The 19,082-nt window shown below is 68.5% G+C and carries 19 protein-coding genes; 9 read left to right on the top strand and 10 right to left on the bottom strand.

Annotated features, from left to right (window positions below):
• The first annotated feature begins 2 nt into the window (after nucleotides 1–2).
• The 4 genes from G6N35_RS05715 to G6N35_RS05700 all read left to right on the top strand — a co-directional run bounded on the left by G6N35_RS05715 (nucleotide 3) and on the right by G6N35_RS05700 (nucleotide 2,766).
• Nucleotides 3–638, top strand: coding sequence for a LysE family transporter (locus G6N35_RS05715; protein ID WP_163803379.1), 636 nt, complete (start codon nucleotides 3–5; stop codon nucleotides 636–638).
• Between the two features lie 76 nt (nucleotides 639–714).
• Nucleotides 715–1,272 carry a hypothetical protein gene (locus G6N35_RS05710; RefSeq protein ID WP_163803378.1) on the top strand — a complete coding sequence of 186 codons (558 nt, stop codon included), beginning with the start codon at nucleotides 715–717 and terminating at the stop codon, nucleotides 1,270–1,272.
• Nucleotides 1,269–2,339: a PrsW family intramembrane metalloprotease gene (locus G6N35_RS05705; protein WP_246224221.1), complete on the top strand. Its 1,071-nt coding sequence runs from the start codon at nucleotides 1,269–1,271 to the stop codon at nucleotides 2,337–2,339. Before G6N35_RS05710 ends, G6N35_RS05705 begins: the two co-directional genes overlap by 4 nt.
• 10 nt (nucleotides 2,340–2,349) lie before the next feature.
• Complete coding sequence (locus G6N35_RS05700) at nucleotides 2,350–2,766, top strand: nitroreductase family deazaflavin-dependent oxidoreductase (RefSeq protein WP_163803377.1); 417 nt, start codon at nucleotides 2,350–2,352, stop codon at nucleotides 2,764–2,766.
• Between the two features lie 4 nt (nucleotides 2,767–2,770).
• Here the strand turns inward: G6N35_RS05700 and nadC are convergent, their stop codons facing one another.
• From nadC to nadA, 3 genes are read right to left on the bottom strand one after another with little or no spacing between them, the layout of a single operon-like run.
• Nucleotides 2,771–3,628 carry a carboxylating nicotinate-nucleotide diphosphorylase gene (gene nadC / locus G6N35_RS05695; protein ID WP_163803376.1) on the bottom strand — a complete coding sequence of 286 codons (858 nt, stop codon included), beginning with the start codon at nucleotides 3,626–3,628 and terminating at the stop codon, nucleotides 2,771–2,773.
• Nucleotides 3,625–5,190, bottom strand: coding sequence for an L-aspartate oxidase (locus G6N35_RS05690; protein ID WP_163803375.1), 1,566 nt, complete (start codon nucleotides 5,188–5,190; stop codon nucleotides 3,625–3,627). Before G6N35_RS05690 ends, nadC begins: the two co-directional genes overlap by 4 nt.
• Complete coding sequence (gene nadA, locus G6N35_RS05685) at nucleotides 5,187–6,236, bottom strand: quinolinate synthase NadA (RefSeq protein ID WP_163803374.1); 1,050 nt, start codon at nucleotides 6,234–6,236, stop codon at nucleotides 5,187–5,189. The genes G6N35_RS05690 and nadA overlap by 4 nt, the downstream gene beginning before the upstream one ends.
• Before the next feature lie 48 nt (nucleotides 6,237–6,284).
• On the opposite strand from nadA, the gene G6N35_RS05680 reads away from it, so the two are divergent.
• Both G6N35_RS05680 and G6N35_RS05675 read left to right on the top strand, forming a co-directional pair.
• Nucleotides 6,285–6,977, top strand: a complete 693-nt coding sequence (locus G6N35_RS05680) for an NUDIX hydrolase (RefSeq protein WP_163803373.1) — start codon at nucleotides 6,285–6,287, stop codon at nucleotides 6,975–6,977.
• A 44-nt stretch (nucleotides 6,978–7,021) separates the two neighbouring features.
• Nucleotides 7,022–8,353 (top strand): lipase family protein, encoded by a 1,332-nt coding sequence (locus tag G6N35_RS05675; protein WP_163807485.1) that lies wholly within the window; start codon nucleotides 7,022–7,024, stop codon nucleotides 8,351–8,353.
• 4 nt (nucleotides 8,354–8,357) lie between these two features.
• Here G6N35_RS05675 and G6N35_RS05670 read toward each other — a convergent pair whose 3' ends face one another.
• From G6N35_RS05670 to bioB, 3 genes are read right to left on the bottom strand one after another with little or no spacing between them, the layout of a single operon-like run.
• Nucleotides 8,358–8,948 (bottom strand): DUF2567 domain-containing protein, encoded by a 591-nt coding sequence (locus tag G6N35_RS05670; RefSeq protein ID WP_246224220.1) that lies wholly within the window; start codon nucleotides 8,946–8,948, stop codon nucleotides 8,358–8,360.
• Between the two features lie 29 nt (nucleotides 8,949–8,977).
• Nucleotides 8,978–9,205 (bottom strand): biotin synthase auxiliary protein BsaP, encoded by a 228-nt coding sequence (bsaP, locus tag G6N35_RS05665; RefSeq protein ID WP_163807484.1) that lies wholly within the window; start codon nucleotides 9,203–9,205, stop codon nucleotides 8,978–8,980.
• A gap of 5 nt (nucleotides 9,206–9,210) precedes the next feature.
• Complete coding sequence (gene bioB / locus G6N35_RS05660; RefSeq protein WP_179967443.1) at nucleotides 9,211–10,203, bottom strand: biotin synthase BioB; 993 nt, start codon at nucleotides 10,201–10,203, stop codon at nucleotides 9,211–9,213.
• A gap of 81 nt (nucleotides 10,204–10,284) precedes the next feature.
• Here bioB and G6N35_RS05655 point away from each other — a divergent pair, with 81 nt between their 5' ends.
• Nucleotides 10,285–10,878, top strand: coding sequence for a TetR/AcrR family transcriptional regulator (locus G6N35_RS05655; protein ID WP_163803370.1), 594 nt, complete (start codon nucleotides 10,285–10,287; stop codon nucleotides 10,876–10,878).
• Here G6N35_RS05655 and G6N35_RS05650 read toward each other — a convergent pair.
• The 4 genes from G6N35_RS05650 to G6N35_RS05635 are packed head-to-tail and all read right to left on the bottom strand — an operon-like array spanning nucleotide 10,875 to nucleotide 14,553.
• Nucleotides 10,875–11,402 (bottom strand): 2'-5' RNA ligase family protein, encoded by a 528-nt coding sequence (locus G6N35_RS05650; protein WP_163803369.1) that lies wholly within the window; start codon nucleotides 11,400–11,402, stop codon nucleotides 10,875–10,877. The genes G6N35_RS05655 and G6N35_RS05650 overlap by 4 nt on opposite strands.
• Nucleotides 11,403–11,407: 5 nt before the next feature.
• A complete protein-coding gene (gene bioD, locus G6N35_RS05645) occupies nucleotides 11,408–12,082 on the bottom strand; it encodes a dethiobiotin synthase (RefSeq protein WP_163803368.1) in 675 nt (224 codons plus the stop codon).
• Nucleotides 12,079–13,227 (bottom strand): 8-amino-7-oxononanoate synthase, encoded by a 1,149-nt coding sequence (locus tag G6N35_RS05640; RefSeq protein WP_163803367.1) that lies wholly within the window; start codon nucleotides 13,225–13,227, stop codon nucleotides 12,079–12,081. Before G6N35_RS05640 ends, bioD begins: the two co-directional genes overlap by 4 nt.
• A gap of 33 nt (nucleotides 13,228–13,260) precedes the next feature.
• A complete protein-coding gene (locus tag G6N35_RS05635; RefSeq protein ID WP_163803366.1) occupies nucleotides 13,261–14,553 on the bottom strand; it encodes an adenosylmethionine--8-amino-7-oxononanoate transaminase in 1,293 nt (430 codons plus the stop codon).
• Between the two features lie 136 nt (nucleotides 14,554–14,689).
• Between G6N35_RS05635 and G6N35_RS05630 the strand changes: the two genes are divergently transcribed.
• Both G6N35_RS05630 and glgX read left to right on the top strand, forming a co-directional pair.
• Entirely contained in the window at nucleotides 14,690–16,864 is a 2,175-nt protein-coding gene (locus G6N35_RS05630) for an acetyltransferase SucT (protein ID WP_163803365.1), read from the top strand.
• Between the two features lie 40 nt (nucleotides 16,865–16,904).
• The gene (gene glgX, locus G6N35_RS05625; RefSeq protein WP_163803364.1) at nucleotides 16,905–19,073 is read left to right on the top strand and encodes a glycogen debranching protein GlgX; all 2,169 of its coding nucleotides are present in this window, start codon (nucleotides 16,905–16,907) and stop codon (nucleotides 19,071–19,073) included.
• The last annotated feature ends 9 nt before the right edge of the window (nucleotides 19,074–19,082 follow it).

Here is a 19,082-nt window from a genome sequence, read left to right as displayed (position 1 = left end):
CTATGCAATGGGACCTGTGGCTGGCTTTCGTCGGCGCCTCGATCGCGATCAGCGTCTCCCCCGGTGCCGGTGCGATCCAGTCGATGTCCACCGGTCTGAGCTGCGGCCTGCGCCGCGGATACTGGAGCATCACCGGCCTGGAAATCGGCCTGATGATGCAGCTGGCGGCAGTGGCCGTGGGGCTGGGCGCGGCCGTCGCACAATCCGTGGTCGCCTTCACCGTGATCAAGTGGATCGGGGTGGCCTATCTGGTGTTCCTGGCCGTGCGGCAATGGCGGATCCGGCCCGGTGATCTCGGTGAGCAGCTCAACACCTCGTCGGAGTGCGGACGGTTGTCGCTGGTGGTGCGGGGGTTCCTGATCAATGTCACCAACCCGAAGGGCCTGGTGTTCCTCCTCGCGGTGCTGCCGCAGTTCGTGGTGCCGACCGCCCCGCTGCTGCCCCAATACCTGGCCATCGCCGCGACGATGGTGGTCGTCGACCTAGTGGTGATGGGCGCCTACACCGGACTGGCGGCACGGTTGTTGACATGGCTGCGCACCCCTCGCCAGCAGCGGTCGCTGAACCGGACGTTCTCCGGGCTGTTCGCCGCTGCGGCGGTGGTGCTGTCGCTCGTGCGCCGCAGCGCGGCGACCTGAGACAGCTGCGGTTGCACCGGTTAGGGTTACCTGGCAACTACAACGATGGAACCGCGCATCACCGGGGGGCCGCGCCTTGTCCACCACTTCGACCTTGTCCAGGTTTCGGCAGAAAACTGCTGCCGCAGTCCTGGGTGCGCTGATGCTGGCCGTGCCGCTGGTACCGATGATCCTGGACGCGGCCCTGCCGCAACGTCAGTGGAATACCGCCGAGGCTGCCCACGAAGAGATCACCGCCGTCACCGACGAGGGCAAGGTCGTGGCCGTGGAGACGCCGCAGGGCTGGGAGGCACTCGACCAGGGCGCCAGCGCGGTGCTGCGCAATGACGGTGTCACCGTGTTGGTCGAGGCGTTCGACCGCGACCAGCGGGATCCGGAGGCGGTGACCGACCGGCTCATCCGCCTGCACCGCATCCAGGGCTTCACCTCCGCACTCGACGGGGGCCACATCTCCTCCTCCGACGGAAAGCTCGGCGGCGACACCTGCGTCGTCGTCACCGAGTCCGCCACCGGGACGTGTGCCTTCCTGCACGACGACGACGTGATCGTCTCGGTGATCGCACTGGGCTCACCCGGACAACCCGCACCGCCGATGAGCCAGATCATCGACCTCATCAGCAGGGGGCAGCAGTGACCGCGCCGCTGCGCCGACCCGTGGTCTACCGCCCCGAATCCGCACTCTTCTGGCTCTACGTGGTCGCCGTGGTGATCGGCGCGTTCGGCTTGCTGCTCGAATACGGCGGCGCAATCCACGAGACGATGACCGCCGAACTGCTGCTGAGCCCGATCTGGTTGGCGTTCATCGTGTTTCTGGTCTGGCTGATGTACAAGTTCGATCCGTACCGCAGCGTGCGCAACTACCCGCAGGTGTTGGTGGCCGGTGCCGCACTCGGCGGCACGATCGCGCTGCTGATGGCGATGAACGGAAACACCGCGCTGTCCGGGGTGTGGGCCCGTTACATCGAGCCCGACACGCTCACGCTCTGGGCTCCCGCGTTGACCGCACCGATCATCGAGGAGGCCGCCAAGGCACTGTGCGCCGCGGTCATCCTGCTGTTGTGCGCCACGGTGTTCAACCGGATTTCGCAAGCCCTGCTCGTCGGCATGTTCGTCGGCTTCGGCTTCGACGTGATGGAGGACCTCAGCTATGCGACCAACGATGCGCTGACGAGCCTGGACTCGGACCTGTCCGGCGCGGGACAGAACCTTCTGATCCGGATCCTCACCGCCATCCCGGCACACTGGGCCTACACGTCCGTGGTGACCGTTGGCGTGCTTATCCTGCTGCCCACCTTCGCCGACCGCGGCCATTGGACCTGGCGGCGCCGCGTGCTGGTCGCCGTGCCGCTGCTGGCCGCCGGCCCGTTCATGCACTTCGTCTGGGATGCTCCGGTTCCCGGCATCCTCGGCAAGTTCGCCATCAACATCGCCGTGTTCGGTATCGCCGTGGCGCTGCTGTTGCGCTACGAACGGCGCCGCCTGGTCGGCCTCATCGAGGCGGCCCCGCCGGCCGGTGTCGACCCCGCGGTGCTGGCGTCACTGCCCTCCGCGCGGGCCCGGCGAAAGCTCCGCCGGGCCGCCCGCCGCAGCGGGGGCCGGGCGGCAGCCAAGGCCGTCAAACGCCAGCAGCGGGAAGCGCTCGACTTGATTCAGTCCCCCATTGACGCCGCCGCAGCTGACGAGCCGGCGCCGACGACCTAACGTAGCCACTATGTCGTCGACGAAGGATCACCCCAACAACGCACCCGGCGTGCCGATGAAGGTCCCGGTCTGGGCCGAGAACTTCCAGATCAAGTACCTCAATCCGGTCATCGCGCCGATCGCCAAGTACCTGCCCGGCATGGCGGTCATCAAGCACCACGGCCGCAAGTCGGGCACCACCTACGAAACGGTCGTGACGCCCTTCCGGTCGGGCAACACCGTGGTCATCATGCTGATCCACGGCAAGACCAACTGGGTGAAGAACGTCCTCGCTGCCGGTGCGGCCGACCTTCGTTTCAAGGGCGAAGACCTGCATCTGGTCAACCCTCGGGTGATACCGGCAGGCAGCGACGAGCCGGGTCTGCCGCGGATGGCGCGCGCCCAACTGCGACGCGGGGTCGGAGCCTTCGCGGCCGAAATCGCCTAACGACTCACAGGTCCAGACCGACGTCGAGGACGCGCACCGAGTGCGTCAGCGCTCCTACCGCAAGATAGTCGACGCCGGTGCCGGCGTACTCGGCCGCGGTGTCCAGGCTCAGTCCGCCCGAGGACTCCAGCAGCACGCCGGGTGCGCGGGCAGCACGGCGCTGCACGGCGATCTGGGTCTGCCAGACCGGGAAGTTGTCCAGCAGGATGAGTTGCACATCCTCGGCGAGCACCTCGTCGAGCTGTTCGAGGGTGTCGACCTCGACCTCGCACGGCAGATCCGGGGCAGCCGCGCGCACGGCATGCAGTGCGGCGACCACCGAACCTGCGGCCGCGACGTGGTTGTCCTTGATCAGCGCGGCATCGCCGAGGCCCATCCGGTGGTTGACCCCGCCGCCGACGCGTACCGCGTATTTCTGCAGCGCCCGCAGGCCCGGCAACGTCTTGCGGGTGTCGCGGATCTTGGCGTGGGTGCCCTCGACGGCGTCCACCCACGCGGCAGTGGCCGTGGCGATCCCGGACAGGTGGCAGACCAGGTTGAGCAGCGTGCGCTCAGCGGTCAACAAACCGCGGGTCGGGCCCTGCACCCGCAGCAGCGTCGATCCGGCCTCCAGTCGGGTGCCGTCGGCGACCCGCTCGACGATCCGGTAGCCCTCGGTGCCGAGGACCTCGTCGAGTACCAGCAGCGCGACGTCGATGCCGGCCGCCACACCGGGTTCCCGGGACACCAGCGCCGCGACGGTGGTGGCATCGGCGGGGACGGTGGCCACGGTGGTGACGTCGGGCCCGTAACGCAGGTCCTCGTCCAGGCCGCGGCGGATCGTGAGGAGCGCCTGGGTGCGTTCGTCGTCGGTGAGGTTCATGACAGGCAAGCCCTGGCCGGCTCGGCATGCAGAATGCGGCTGAACGCCTGTGCCGGATCGGTCTGCGGATAGTCGCCGCGGTGGTGGCAGCCTCGGGTTTCGGCGCGGGCCAGGGCGGCTGCGGCCACGACGCGGGCCGTGGCCGTGAGGGCGACATCCTCGAAGTCCGCGCGGCTGCTCAGCCGGCGCGGGGCAGCCGCCGACAGGGCTTCGGTGAGCCGGTCCAGCCCGTCGGCGTCCCGGACCACCGAGGCGTAGTGCGTCATCGCCGACTGCAGCACCCGCCGGTCCAGCGAATCACGCTGTACTGGTTCGACTTTCGCCAGCGGTGTACCGGCGGTTGCGGCGTGCGCCGCGGCGGCACGTCCGGCGCGACCACCCACCACCAGACCTTCCAGCAGGCTGTTGGATGCCAGCCGGTTGGCGCCGTGCATCCCGGTACGGGCCACCTCGCCAGCGGCGAACAAGCCCGGAAGTTCGGTACGGCCGTGCACGTCGGTGTTCACCCCGCCGCAGCTGTAGTGGGCACCCGGCACCACCGGGATGGGCTGTGTGGTCAGGTCGATACCCGCAGCACGGCAGGCCGCCGTGACGGTCGGGAAACGCCGCTCGACGTCCTCGACGGCCCGGGCGTCGAGGAAGACACACTCGTCACCGGTCTCACGCAGCCGGGCTTCGATGGCCGCGGCGACCACGTCGCGCGGCGCCAGGTCACCCATCGGATGCACGCCCGCGGTCACCGATTGGCCGCCGGCGTCACGCAGTACCGCGCCCTCGCCGCGCAACGCCTCGGTGATCAGCGGGCGACGTCCGCCGGCTCCACCGCCGAAGAGCATCGTCGGATGGAACTGGATGAACTCGACATCGCTCACCCCGACACCGGCCCACAGCGCCAGCGCGATGCCGTCGCCGGTGGAGCCCTCCGGATTGGTGGTGGCGCTGTAGAGATGACCTGCCCCGCCGGTGGCCAGGATGACCGACGGTGCGTGCACGATGCCGAGTCCGTCGGGGTTGCGCACAAGCACGCCGGTGACCGCAGCCCCGTCGTGCAGGATCTCCAGCGCGACGTGGTTACGCCGGATGTCCAGCGTGGCCGCAGCGTGATTGAGGGCGCGCTGCACCTCGGCACCGGTCGCGTCCCCGCCGGCATGGATGATGCGGCGCATCGAGTGGCCGCCTTCGCGCGTCAGGGCCCACTGCCCCGGGGCGCTCTCGTCGAAGCGGGCACCGTCGTCGACCAGATCCGCCACGGCGCGGTAGCCGTCGGCGACGATCGAGCGCACCGCGTCGGCGTCGCACAGACCCGCACCGGCCGCCAGCGTGTCCCGCACGTGGGACTCGACGGAGTCATCGGTGTGCGGCAGAACAACCGCGATGCCGCCCTGGGCGTAGAACGTCGCGGTGTCGTCGGCTTTACTCAAAATGACGGTGCGAGCGCCCTTTCGGTACGCGGCCAGGGCCGCGGCCAGGCCGGCCACCCCGGTGCCGATCACCACCACGTCGGAACGCTGCTGCCAGTCGACACCCGCGCTGTTGGCACCGCAGGCCGGGCGGCGTGTCATTCCCCGCCGCCAGGCTGGCCGATCTCGATCATCCGCTGCACGCTGGCGCGGGCCAGGCGGGCGGTCTCCGGATCGACGTCGACCTCGTCGGCGCCCTCGATCAGACAGCGCAGCAGTGCGGCTGGAGTGATCATCTTCATGTAGGTGCAGGACGCCCGGTCATTGACCGCCTGGAAGTCGATACCCGGTGCGGCACGGCGCAACTGGTGCAGCATGCCGACCTCGGTAGCCACCAGGACCTGCTTGGCGTGCGAGGCCTTGGCCGCGTCCAGCATGCCGCCGGTGGACAGGATCTTCACCCGGTCCGCCGGGAACGCGCCCTCGCCGGCCAGGTACAACGCCGATGTGGCGCAACCACATTCGGGGTGGACGAACAGCTCGGCGTCGGGGTGGCTGCGGGCCTGGTCGGCCAGCTCGTCCCCGTTGATGCCCGCGTGCACGTGGCATTCACCGGCCCAGATGCGCAGGTTCTCCCGGCCGGTGACCCGGCGGACATGGGCGCCGAGGAACTGGTCGGGGCAGAACAGCACCTCGCGGTCGGCCGGTATGGACGCCACCACCTCGACAGCATTCGACGAGGTGCAGCAGATGTCGGTCAGCGCCTTCACCGCGGCGGTGGTGTTCACGTAGGAGACCACCACCGCGTCGGGGTATTCGGCCTTCCACGCCCGCAGATCGTCGGCGGTGATGGAGTCGGCCAGGGAGCATCCGGCGCGCTGATCGGGAATCAGGACAGTCTTGTCCGGGCTCAGAATCTTGGCGGTCTCGGCCATGAAGTGCACACCGCAGAACACGATGGTGTCTTCGGGGGCGTCGGCGGCGATCCGGGACAGCGCGAGCGAGTCACCAACATGGTCGGCGACATCCTGAATGGCCGGCAGCTGGTAGTTGTGCGCCAGGATGGTGGCGCCGCGCAACGTCGCCAGTCGGCGAACTTCGGCAGCCCACTCCTCGTCACCGATCACGCCGGTGTAGCCACCGGGGCCGTCGGTGATGTGCGCGGCCAGGCCGTTCGCGGCTGCATCCGCACGATCCAGGACGGTCATTGCCGCCTCCTGTCTGGTGTCCGGGGTTTTCGACTTATAATCGAAAACATGCGTCATACTAGCACTGAACATGAAGTGCTCGCCGTCGTATTCCAGGTTGGTGACGTCACCTCCCGGAAACCCGCCCTCAACGTGCTGTTATGGCAGCGGGCGCTGGATCCCGAGCGCGGCAAATGGGCGTTGCCCGGCGGCCGGCTGCGCGACGACGAAGACCTCACCACCTCGGTTCGCCGCCAGCTCGCCGAGAAGGTCGACGTCCGTGAGATCGCCCACCTCGAGCAGCTTGCGGTGTTCTCCGAACCCGGACGCGTTCCGGGCGTGCGCACCATCGCGTCGACATTCCTGGGGTTGGTGCCCTCCCCCGCTACCCCGGAACTTCCACCGGACACCCGCTGGCACCCGGTGAACGACCTGCCGCCGATGGCCTTCGACCACGGGCCGATGGTGGCCTACGCCCAGGCCCGCCTGGTGGCCAAACTCTCCTATACGAACATCGGATTCGCCTTGGCGCCAAGGGAATTCGCATTGTCGACTCTGCGGGACATCTACGGGGCAGCGCTGGGCTACCAGGTGGACGCCACCAACCTGCAACGGGTGCTGGGCCGCCGCGGTGTCATCACCCCGACCGGAACCACGGCGCACCCGGGCCGCAACGGGGGCCGGCCAGCCGCCCTGTACCGCTTCACCGACTCCCAGATCCGGGTCACCGACGAGTTCGCCGCGTTGCGCCCCCCTGGGTGAGTCGACTGGATTCTTAGACGCTTCTTAAGGTATGAAGGGTGGCAATGACTGTTGCCGCCGGGGTCCCGAGTCCCGAATGGATCGGCCGCGCACCGCACGAGGAGCTCGTACGTGGCGGCCGCCCCGTGCTGCCCGGCAACGATCCGTTCTACGGGCCGCCGGCCGGCTTCGAGCACTCCGAGCCGGGCACGGTCCTGCGTTCACGCGACGTCGAACTGGGCTTTCTCGGCCTGGTCCCCCAGCGGGTGAACGCCACCCAGCTGCTGTACCGCTCCCAGGATCTCAACGGCATCCCCCAGGCAGCGGTGACCACCGTTCTGGTGCCTGCCGGTCACAGCCCCGAGCACACCCGCCACGTGGTGTCCTACCAGTGCGCCATCGACGCGGTCTCCGCACGGTGCTTCCCGTCCTACGCGATGCGCAGGCATGCCAAGGCGGTCGGCTCGTTGGCTCAGCTGGAGTATCTGCTGGTGGCCGCCGCACTCGCCGAGGGTTGGGTGGTCTCGGTGCCCGATCACGAAGGCCCCGACGGCATGTGGGGCGCCCCGCACGAGCCGGGCTACCGGGTGCTCGACGGGCTGCGCGCCACCTTGAATTTCGAGCGGTTCGGCTTGGCCAAGGACAGCCAGGTCGGACTGTGGGGCTACTCCGGCGGCGGGCTGGCCAGCGCCTGGGCGGCCGAAGTGCACGCCGAGTACGCCCCCGAACTCAACATCGTCGGTGCCGTACTGGGGTCGCCGGTCGGCGATCTGGGCAACACCTTCCGCAGGCTCAACGGCTCCTACCTGGCGGCGCTGCCCGCACTGGTGGTCTCGGCCCTGGCGAAGACCTTCCCCGAACTCAACCGGGTGATCGAGGAGCACGCCACCGAGGACGGCCGCGCCCTGCTGGCCAGCCTGGACCAGATGACCACCATGCAAGCCGTCATCCGGATGTTCCGTAAGGACATGGACGATCTGGTGCGCCCGCCCCTCGACGACGTGCTCGAGATGCCGGAGGTGCAGGACGTCTTCGCCAGCATCAAGCTCGGCGGGACGGCACCGGAACTTCCGGTGCTGATCGTGCAGGCCGTGCACGACTCGGTGATCGCCGTGGAAGACATCGACGATCTGGCGCAGACCTATTACGCCGGTGGCGCGCAGGTTACCTACCACCGCGACATGTTCAGCGAACACATGCTGCTGCACCCGATGTCGGCCCCGATGACACTGCGCTGGCTGACCGACCGGTTCGCCGGCCGACCGCTGGACGCACACATCATCCGCACCCACTGGCCGACGCTACTCAATCCGATGACCTACGCCGGTATGTGGCGGCTTGGCGGCATCGTCGCCCGCGTGATGGCCGGCGGCCGGGTTCCGTTCCGCCCGCTCTGACCCCTTAAGGCTGCGCCGGGATCAGCAGGTCGGGATGCTCCTGGGCCGGTGACGCACCGAGATCGTCGCGCGGAGTGGCCACCGCCATCAGCGCATAGACCAGAGCCGCGATCGCCGCGGGGAACAGCAGCGTGGTCGCGATCTGCAACGGGCCGTGGGCGAAGAAGACCGGCGGCGCCTCGGTGAAGTAGTAGATGCGATGCTCCGGAGTCACCGGGGCCGTCTCGAACGGGACACTGCCGTAGCGCCAATGCGCCAGTGCCGCACCGACTCCCGCGGCCGTGGCGGCCGCCGCCACCGAACCGACCCAGAGTGCGGTCACCAGCACCGGGCCGCGGTGTGCCCGCCACTGCCACACCAGTACCGCGGCGATGATCGCCAGCGGGGTGAGCATGCCGATGAGCATCGCGGCGGCCACGAACAGGTGATCCGACTCGCTGCCGAGGTAGGTCTGAATGCGCTGACCCGAGCGGGTCAGCGCCACGACGCCGTGGGCGGGTGGAGCCAACCAGGACCACAGCGCACCGACGATCGCACCCGAAAGTGCCAGTCCCCCAACAACGATCACCGCTGCCGAGCGGCGGGAGAGGCTCATCGCTGCCTGAGGCTCTTCGCCCGAGAGGCTCATCGCTGCGTCTCCAGGTCCTTGGAGTCGACGTGGCCGTGCCGGGAGCACTGCGCCCACCAGCCGTCCGGCCGAACCTGGACCACCATCCGGCGACCGCACTCGGCACAGAACCGGGGCGGCTCCAGACCGAGCTGCGCCGCCGTCGGCACCGCACTCCCGGCCTGCGCACCGGTGTAGACGTTGTAGATCCCGGCACCGACCGGCGCGGGCAGCTGCTCGACCATCACCACTACAGGCTGGCGTTGAGGGCCTTGATGGGCATCTGCAAATCCTCGAGCAGCTCGAGGTCGGCCTCGGCGGGCCGGCCGAGCGTGGTCAGGTAGTTGCCGACGATGACGGCGTTGACGCCACCGAGGATTCCCTTCTTGGCGCCCAGGTCGCCCAGGGTGATCTCGCGGCCGCCGGCGAAGCGGAGCATAGTGCGCGGCAGTGCCAGACGGAACGCCGCGACCGCCTTGAGCGCCTCGGCTGCCGGCAGGACCTCCAGGTCACCGAACGGTGTGCCCGGACGCGGGTTCAGGAAGTTCAGTGGCACCTCGTGCGGGTCGAGTTCGGCGAGGTTGGCGGCGAACTCGGCGCGCTGCTCCAGCGTCTCTCCCATCCCCAGGATGCCGCCGCAGCAGACCTCCATGCCGGCGTCGCGGACCATCTGCAGCGTCTCCCAGCGCTCCTCCCAGGTGTGGGTGGTGACCACGTTCGGGAAGAACGACTTGGCCGTCTCCAAGTTGTGGTTGTAGCGGTGCACGCCCATCTCGGCCAGCCGGTCCACCTGCTCCTGGTTGAGCATGCCCAGCGAGCAGGCGACGTGGATCTCCACCTCATTGCGGATCGCCTCGATACCAGCGGCGACCTGGGCCATCAGCCGCTCGTCGGGACCGCGGACGGCGGCCACGATGCAGAACTCGGTGGCGCCGGTCTTGGCGGTCTGCTTGGCGGCCTCGACCAGGCTCGGGATGTCCAGCCAGGCACTGCGCACCGGCGAGGAGAACAGGCCCGACTGCGAGCAGAAGTGGCAATCCTCTGGGCAGCCACCGGTTTTCAGGCTGATGATGCCCTCGACCTCGACCTCGGGACCACACCAGCGCATGCGGACCTCGTGGGCCAGCGCGAGCAGCTCCTCGAGCCGGTCGTCGGGCAGCTGCAGGACGTCGAGGATCTGCTCCTGCGACAGACCCTCACCGCGCTCGAGCACCTGTTCCCGGGCTGATGCCAATACGTCCACAGCTGCCTGCGTCACCGGCGGTCCTCCTGCTACGTCCTGCTAGGTCTCGAACTTGAACAGCGTTCAGGTTAGAGTAGCGGCGTGCAGCTGCACAAACGCGACGTGGTGGCCAAGGCCGCCGCCATCCTGGACAACTACGGCATCGCCGACCTCACGATGCGCCGGCTCGCCCGCGAGCTCGACGTGACGCCCGGTGCCCTGTATTGGCATTTCGCCAACAAGCAGCAACTGCTCGGCGCGGTGGCCGACGAGGTGTTGGCGCCCGCCTGCGCCGCGCTGCCCGCAACCGGCTGGCGCGAGCGCATCGAGCTGGTGTGCCGCGCGTTGCGCGACGCGCTGCTCTCGCACACCGACGGTGCCGAACTGGTGTCCGCCAGCTTCGCCGCCGGCCAGTCCCGCGCCGTCGACCACATCCTCGGGGTGCTGGCCGAGGCGGCCGGCGAGGCCGGCGTCGACGGTGGCCACCGGGTGCAGGCCGCCCGCACCGTGCTGCACTACGTCCTCGGCGTCACCGCCGACGAGCAATCCAGGCTGCAGTGGGACGCCGCCGGGGCCGACCTCCCCGGCCAACAGTCGGTGCTGTCGACCGATCCGTCGGCGGGGTTCGCATTCGGTCTGCGACTGCTCACCGACGGGCTGGCCGCCCAACGGCTGGCCATCGCGGACGCGCCCTAACCGATCAACTGGTGCTCGACCCGCTGGTCACCGTCCCAGCGGCGCAGCCCGGCGATGCGGGCGCTGATATCGGCGCACAGCGGTTCGATGACCTGAATCGCGGTGCCGATGTCTTCGGCGGTCAGCCGGCGCCCCAGCGTGACGTGCGGTGTCCAGTACCCGGGTGCGCTGTGCCGGTACGGCTCCCGCGCCACATGCTGCAGGCAGCGTTGGTAAACCTCACGGTGCAGGTCCAGAAGTGGCTCCGAGGCCACCCCGAGCCGGGCCAGAGTGAGCCGTGCGCCGGTGAAGATCACGGGTGCCCCGATTGTGATATCGAGTGGGAAACGCGGCACCAGGGCCGCCAGCGCGGCGTCGACGTCGGGCGTGATTCGTTCGGCGGCGAGCATCGTGATGTGCGGGCGGTTGGTAGCCGACCTCACCCGCAGCTGACTGGGCAGTCCCGCATCGTCGAGGGCGGCCCACAGCTGCCGGATCGCGGCGTCGCTGTGGTCGTCGAGCAGCAGCTCGATCGAGTGCGCCATCGGCCCTAGAGACCGGCTACCCAGTCGGGATCGAAGGCCCGGGAGCTCAGCAGCTCGAAATCCTTGGGCGACAGGGTCGATGCCCCGGAGGGCAGTGCGGCGCGTACCGGCGCCATCCGGGCCAGCGCGTCGCGGTTCGACTTCTCGACCGGGCCCGGTTGGGCGGGCCACGCGCCGATTACCAGCCCAGCCGTCGAAAGTCCTTTATTGGCAAGGGCTTCCAAATTCAAGGCGGTGTGGTTGAGAGTCCCCAGGCCGGACTCGGCGACGGTGAGCACCGGCGCGGCGAGTTCGACTGCCAGGTCCCGCAGCGTGGCGCCGCTGTCGGTCAGTTCGACCAGCAGTCCGCCCGCCCCTTCGACGAGGGTGAGCTGGCCCGGCCGGTCGACGGCACGGACGGCGGCCAGCAGATCGGCCAACGACGGCAGCGGCAGGCCGGCGTGTTCGGCGGCGGCAGCCGGCGCCAGTGGCTCCGGGTAGCGCGCCACCCCGACCAACTCGGTGACGCCGGCCAGACGGCGTATCTCGGCCAGGTCGTCGTCGCCGTCGGCGGTGCCGGTCTGGACCGGCTTGCAGACCGCGACGTCGCGACCGGTGACCCGGGCGTGGCAGGCCAGCGCGGCGGTGACGACGGTCTTGCCGACGCCGGTGTTGGTGCCCGTGATGACGAGGATGCTCATGACTGCGGCATACCCAGCACAGTGCGGAAGATCCCGCGGGCCAGCGCCATTTCCTCATCGCTGAGCGAGGCACGTGCGGTCAGTCGCAGCCGCGAGGTGCCGGCAGGCACCGTCGGCGGGCGGAAGCAGCCGACCCGCACACCGGCGTCCAGGCACGCCGCCGCGGTGGCGACCGCCACCTCGGGATCGCCCAGGATCACCGACACGACGGCAGACTCGGGGGCTTCGGGCACGTCGCACATCTCCGCGAGCTCGCGGGCCCGGCTGATCACGGCCTCGGCTCGCCACGGTTCCTCGGTCAGCACACCCAGCGCCGCGGCCGCCGCGCCGACGGCTGCCGGGGTGAGGCCGGTGTCGAAAATAAAGGTGCGCGCCGCGTCGATCAGATGGTCACGGACCACGGTCGGCCCCAGGACCACGCCGCCCTGACTGCCCAGCGACTTCGACATCGTCGTCGTCACCACGACATCGGGCTCACCGGCCAGGCCCACCTCGTGGACCAGTCCGCGGCCACCGCTGCCCCGCACTCCCAGGCCGTGCGCCTCGTCGACCAGCAGCAGGGCGCGGTGCCTGCGGCAGACCTCGTGCAGCCGCCGCAGCGGCGCCAGCGCACCGTCGGTGCTGAACACCGAGTCGGTGATGACCAGAGCGCGTTCCTCGTCGCGGGCAGCTAGCGCCGCCTCGACGGCATCGACGTCATTGTGGGCGGTCACCGCAACCCGCGCCCGCGACAGCCGGCAGGCGTCGACCAGGGAGGCGTGCGCCAGCGCATCGGAGACCACCAGCGAGCCGGGGCCTGAAAGTGCCGTCACTGCACCGAGATTGGCGGCGTAGCCGGAGGAGAACACCAGCGCCGACTCGGCACCCATGAACTCGGCGAGCGCGGTCTCGAACTGTTCGTGCAGTTCGGTGTTACCGGTCACCAGCCTCGATCCGGTGGACCCGGCACCCCAGGTACGCAGCGCGGCCACACCGCCGTCGATGACGGCCGGGTGCTGGGACAGCCCCAGGTAGTCGTTGGAGGCCAGGTCGAGTTCGCAGGCCACGGCGGGCCGCTGACGCAACGACCGGCGCAGGCCAGCCTGCCGGCGCTGCTGCTCGACGGCGTCGAGCCAAGCCAGCGGTGAAACACCTACGCGGGTCACGAAGCACTCCTCAGGGGGCGACTTGAACACCGTTCAGGTTAAAGCACGCGCGGCGGCGACCATCGCCGAGGTGATCTGGTCGATTTCGTCGGGGGTGCAGACGAACGGCGGCATCGCGTAGATCAGGTTGCGGAACGGCCGCAGCCATACGCCGTTGTCCAGGGCGACGCGGGTGACGGTCGGGACGTCGACGGGCCTGCGGGTCTCGATCACCCCGATGGCACCGCATACCCGGACATCGGCGACCGACGGCAGGGCCCGCGCGGGCTCCAGGCCCCGTGCCAGACCGGCGCCGATCTCGGCGACCTTGCCCCGCCAGTCCTGTCCGAGCAGTACCTCCACCGAGGCCACCGACACCGCACACGCCAGAGCGTTGGCCATGAACGTGGGGCCGTGCATCAGCGCTCCGGCATCGCTACCACTGATGGTGGCGGCGATGTCGCGGGTGCACAGCGTCGCCGCCAGGGTGACGTACCCACCCGTCAGTGCCTTGCCGACACACATGATGTCGGGGCTGACGCCGGCGTGGTCGGCGGCGAACATCTCACCGGTACGCCCGAATCCGGTGGCGATCTCGTCGAAGATCAGCAGCACGTTGTGGCGATCGCAGATGTCCCGGAGGTCGGCCAGGTAGCGGGGGTCGTGGAAGCGCATCCCGCCCGCCCCCTGTACCACCGGTTCGACGATCACCGCCGCGACCTCGTCGGCGTGCTGGCGGAGCTGCGCTTCGAAGGCCTCGACATAGCCGGGCTCGTATTCAGTGGGGACGGCAGGGGCGAAAATCTGCGGGAACAGCACGTCCGTCCACAGCGAGTGCATGCCCCCGTCGGGATCGCACACGCTCATCGGCGTGAACGTGTCGCCGTGATAGCCGCCGCGCCAGGTCATCATCCGGTTCTTGCCGTATCGGCCCAGGCTGCGCCAGTACTGCAGGGCCATCTTGATCGCGACCTCGACCGATACCGAACCGGAGTCGGAGAAGAACACCGTGTCCAGGCCCTGCGGGGTGATGTCGACCAGTAACTGGGCCAGCCGGGCGGCCGGTTCGTGGGTGAGCCCGCCGAACATGACGTGATTCATCACCGAGAGCTGGCGGCGCACGGCCTCGTCGAGGACGGGATGGCCGTGCCCGTGCACCGCGGTCCACCACGAGGCCATCGCGTCCAGCGCCGGGATCTCGGTGCCGTCTCGCACCAGGGTGAGCCAGGCCCCCTTGGCCGCCACCGCCACCACCGGCGCCATCGCCTCGGCGCCGATCGTGCTGTACGGGTGCCAGACGTGCGCGGTATCGATCGCACTGATCTGTTCAGGGGTCAACGCCGACACGCTGAGCAAGCCTAGTGCAGCGCCGCACGGCCCCGGCACGCTCGCCGAGGCCTTTGCTCACCGCCGATCTGGCCGCGGGCCGGCGGTTCGCTGGAGATGAGCTGTTCAGCGTGGTTCGGTAGATTATGCATCGATCATGATGACCCTCACCCCGGCCCGACCGTCGGCAGCGACCACGGTGGGTCCTGCTGCGACGGCCGGCATGGGGACGCGGAAATCCGGGTTCTACCGGCACGACCTCGATGGGCTGCGCGGTGTCGCGATCGCTCTGGTGGCCGTGTTCCATGTCTGGTTCGGCCGGGTGTCCGGCGGGGTCGACGTCTTCCTGGTGCTGTCCGGCTTCTTCTTCGGCGGTTCGCTGCTGCGCACCGCGCTGAAGCCGGGATCGTCGCTCTCGCCGTGGCCCGAGATCGTGCGACTGGTACGGCGCCTACTCCCGGCCCTCGTGGTGGTGCTTGCCGCGTCGGCAGTGCTCACCATCCTGATACAGCCGGAAACCCGCTGGGAGACGTTTGCTGATCAGAGCCTGGCAAGCCTCGGGTACTACCAGAACTGGGAGCTGGCGGCCACCGCGTCGAACTACTTGCGCGCCGGTGAGGCGGTCAGTCCCCTGCAACACATCTGGTCGATGTCTGTTCAGGGCCAGTTCTACGTCGCGTTCCTGGCACTTGTCTTCCTGTTTGCCTACGCGCTGCGCCGCCCTTTGGGCAAGCGGCTGCGCCCGACGTTCATCGTGTTGCTGAGCGCACTGACGATCGCGTCGTTCGTCTTTGCCATCTTCGCCCACCAGGCCGACCAGACCACGGCTTACTACAACAGCTTCGCCCGCGCCTGGGAGTTGCTGCTGGGCGCGCTCGTCGGCGCGCTGGTGCCCCATGTCAGCTGGCCGATGTGGCTGCGCACGCTCGCCGCCGGCGTCGGTCTGGCGGTGATCGCCTCATGTGGTGCCCTGATCGACGGCGTCAAGGAGTTCCCCGGCCCCTGGGCGCTGGTGCCCGTCGGCGCGGCGGTGCTGATGATCCTGGCGGCCGCCAACCGGCAGTCCCGGCCGTCGACGGCCGACCGGCTGCCGGCGCCCAGCCGGTTCCTGGCCACCGCCCCGCTGGTGACGCTGGGCTCGATGGCCTACTCGCTGTATCTCTGGCATTGGCCACTGCTGATCTTCTGGCTGGCGTACACCGGCGACGCCCATGCCGGCCTGCTGGACGGCGCGGTGATCCTGGCCGTCTCCGGCGTGCTGGCGTATCTGACGATGCGCTTCGTCGAGGAGCCCCTGCGCTACCGCCGCCCGGCGGAGTCAGCGGCCCCCCAAGCCAAGACCATCCCCTGGCGGACCCGGCTGCGCCGCCCGACCATTGCCCTGGGAACCTCGGTTGTCCTGCTGGGCGTCGCACTGACCGCCACGTCGTTCACCTGGCGGGAGCACGTGACGGTGCAGCGCGCCAGCGGCAAGGAACTGGCCGCGCTGTCCACCGACAGCTATCCGGGGGCACGGGCGCTCACCGAGCATGCGCGCGTCCCCCAACTGCCGATGCGGCCGACCGTCCTGGAGGCGCAGAACGACCTTCCCAAGTCCACCAGCGACGGCTGCATTAGTGATTTCGATAACGTCGGGATCATCAACTGCACCTACGGCGACACCTCGGCGCCCCGCACCATCGCACTGGCCGGCGGCTCGCATGCCGAGCACTGGATGACCGCGCTGGACATCCTGGGCAAGATGCACCACTTCAAGATCGTCACCTATCTGAAGATGGGTTGTCCGCTGACCACCGAACAGGTGCCGCTGGTGATGGGCGACAACCGGCCCTATCCCAAGTGCCACACCTGGAACGACCGGGTGATGGACAAACTGATCAAGGACCACCCGGATTTCGTGTTCACCACCTCCACCCGGCCGTGGAACATCAAGCCCGGCGACGTGATGCCCGCCACCTACATCGGCATTTGGCAGACCTTGTCGGACAACAACATTCCGATCCTGGCGATGCGGGACACCCCGTGGATGGTGCGCAACGGCCAGCCGTTCTTCCCGTCGGACTGCCTGGCCAAGGGCGGTGATGCGGTGTCGTGCGGCATCAAGCGTTCCGAGGTGCTCTCCGACCGCAACCAGACCCTGGACTTCCTTGGCCAATTCCCGCTGATGCACGTCCTCGATCTCAGCGACGCGGTCTGCCGGCCGGACTGGTGTCGTGCGGTGGAGGGAAATGTGCTGCTATATCACGATTCTCATCACCTGTCAGCAACCTACATGCGCACCCTGGTTCCCGAACTGGGGCGTCAATTAGGTGCGGCGACGGGCTGGTGGTGACTACCGAGCATCGCGGCCCCGGCGCCGATAAGGTCAGATGATGTCGTCGAGCGAACCAGCAGGCTCAGCTCCCCCGAAACAGGGTGGCACCACGGTGTGGCCCGGCACTCCCTACCCGCTCGGCGCCACCTACGACGGCGCGGGCACCAACTTCTCGGTGTTCTCCGAGGTGGCCGAGAAGGTGGAGCTCTGCCTGATCGCCAAGGACGGTACCGAGACCCGGATCAACCTCGATGAGGTCGACGGCTTCGTCTGGCACGCCTACCTGCCCACCATCACCCCCGGGCAGCGCTACGGATTCCGGGTGCACGGCCCGTGGGATCCCTCGGCCGGACACCGCTGTGACCCCAGCAAGTTACTGCTGGATCCCTACGGCAAGTCGTTCCACGGCGATTTCGACTTCAGCCAGGCGCTGTACTCCTACGACCTGGCCGCTGAGGACCTAGCCACCGGTGGCACGCCGCCGATGATCGACTCGCTCGGGCACACGATGACCAGCGTGGTCATCAACCCGTTCTTCCACTGGGGATCTGACCACCCGCCACGCACCCCCTACCACGAGACGATCATCTACGAAGCCCACGTGAAGGGTATGACCCAGACCCATCCGGGCATCCCGGAAGAGCTGCGTGGCACCTACGCGGGCCTGGGACACCCCGCGGTGATCGACCACCTCAAGTCGCTCAACGTCACCGCGATCGAGCTGATGCCGGTACACCAGTTCCTGCACGATCACCGGCTGCTCGACCTCGGGCTGCGAAACTACTGGGGCTACAACACATTCGGCTTCTTCGCCCCGCACTACCAGTACGCCGCCACCCAGCACGCCGGCGCCGCCGTCGCCGAGTTCAAGACGATGGTGCGCTCGTTCCACGAGGCCGGTATCGAGGTGATCCTCGACGTGGTCTACAACCACACGGCCGAAGGCAACCATCTGGGCCCCACCCTCAACTTCCGCGGCATCGACAACGCGGCCTACTACCGGCTGATGGACGACGACCTGCGGCTCTACCGTGACTTCACCGGAACAGGCAACAGCCTCAATCCCCGCCATCCGCACACCCTGCAGCTGATCATGGATTCACTGCGGTACTGGGTGCTGGAGATGCATGTCGACGGGTTCCGGTTCGACCTGGCCTCCACCCTGGCCCGGGAGTTCTACGACGTCGACCGGTTGAGCGCCTTCTTCGACATCGTGCAGCAGGACCCGGTGATCAGTCAGGTCAAGCTGATCGCCGAGCCCTGGGACGTCGGCGAGGGCGGCTATCAGGTGGGCAACTTCCCCAGCCTGTGGACGGAATGGAACGGCAAATACCGCGACACCGTGCGCGATTACTGGCGCGGCGAACCGGCCACCCTCGGCGAGTTCGCCTCCCGCCTGACCGGGTCGTCGGACCTCTACGAAGCTACCGGCCGCCGACCGGGTGCCAGCATCAACTTCGTCACCTGCCACGACGGTTTCACGCTGGCCGACCTGGTGTCGTACAACGAGAAGCACAACGAGGCCAACGGCGAGGACAATCGCGACGGCGAAAGCCACAACCGGTCGTGGAACTGCGGTGTCGAGGGCCCTACCGACGACCCCGACATCCTGGCGCTACGCCATCAGCAGATGCGCAACATCCTGGTGACCCTGATGCTGTCGCAGGGCACGCCGATGATCTCGCACGGGGATGAGATCGGGCGAACTCAGTTGGGCAACAACAACGTCTACTGCCAGGACTCCGAGATCTCCTGGATGGACTGGAGCCTGCGCGACGCCAACGCCGACCTGCTGGACTTCACCCGCAAGGTCACCGCGTTACGCAAGAGCCACCCGGTGTTCCGGCGCCGCCGGTTCTTCGACGGCGAACCGATCCGCACCGGAGATCAGGTCCGCGACATCGCCTGGCTCACCCCGGCGGGCACCGAGATGACCCACGACGACTGGGGTTCGGGCTTCAAGTGCGTCGCGGTGTTCCTCAACGGCGACGCCATCCCGGAGCCGAACGCCCGCGGTGAGCGGGTCGTGGATCACTCGTTCCTGTTGTGTTTCAACGCGCACGCCAAGCCTGTCGACTTCGTCACACCGGACGGTGAGTACGCCAAGCAGTGGACCGGCGTGCTCGATACCTCCGACGCCACCGGCAGTACCACCGTGGTGGTGAAGGCGGGCGAGACCGTGAGCGCGCCGGGACGCTCCGTTCTCGTGCTTCAAAAGACCGCCTAGCGGGAACAG

The sequence above is a fragment of the Mycolicibacterium anyangense genome (genome assembly GCF_010731855.1).
Taxonomy (GTDB): domain Bacteria; phylum Actinomycetota; class Actinomycetes; order Mycobacteriales; family Mycobacteriaceae; genus Mycobacterium; species Mycobacterium anyangense.
This window is presented reverse-complemented; position numbering and strand designations above follow the sequence as displayed.